The 763-nt window shown below is 40.0% G+C and carries 1 pseudogene; it reads left to right on the forward strand.

Annotation, left to right across the window (positions count from 1 at the left end):
- Positions 1 to 325 (forward strand): annotated as a pseudogene (locus GMA8713_RS26035) (VpsP family polysaccharide biosynthesis protein); the annotation flags it as partial.
- Positions 326 to 763: the final 438 nt, after the last annotated feature.

Raw genomic sequence — 763 nt, forward strand, 5'->3', positions numbered from 1 at the left:
TGATTTATTGGTGATTGAAACTCAGTTGAAAGGGGAAAATATTGATCTCTATTTTGCACAAGCCAATAGATATGGGCCTTTTACACCCAAAGTGAACAACACACTTTCCCAGATTGGCCTTAACCATTGGTCTATTTTTTCAGCGCCGCAGCGAACTATCATTATTGATCACGCCGCAAGAGCATTAGCTCATCCTCAAAGCCGAGGAGAAGCCTACCAGTATCTAAAATCAAACGGTCTCTTAAAATTTACCTGTGCAGCTATTATTTATAACCCTCAACGTTATACTGAGAAAAATAATCTCTGCAAGAGAGCGCTAGAGTGATCTCGATGATAAAACATTATTCAATAAACCGGCCTATCGCCTTGTTCATGTTAGCCTTGCTTTCTCTTGGTACGGCTTCGCTATCACTGGCAAAAACACTGAATATTCATGCTGAGATACCGGTATTTTTGGAAAAGTCACTCGGCGGTGATATTTATCTCCACTTTACACTTGCGCTATTCATTACCTTGGTTTTTATCCGAGTAATTTCCGCCACTCTTTCCCCTATACAAAGCATATTTCTCGCCATAGTTATCGTCTCGACCTGTTGCGTAATTGATGAAAGTTTACAAATGTTATCGCGTTCACGATCATTCTCTTTGCTCGATTTAGGGGCAAGCTTACTTGGTATAACAATGGCCTCAATAATCTATTACGTTACTAGCAGACTTCAATCTTCAAACTTATGCTCCAAACTAAGACAACCTCGCGCATAAA

It is taken from the genome of Grimontia marina, assembly GCF_900060185.1.
Classification (GTDB): domain Bacteria; phylum Pseudomonadota; class Gammaproteobacteria; order Enterobacterales; family Vibrionaceae; genus Enterovibrio; species Enterovibrio marinus.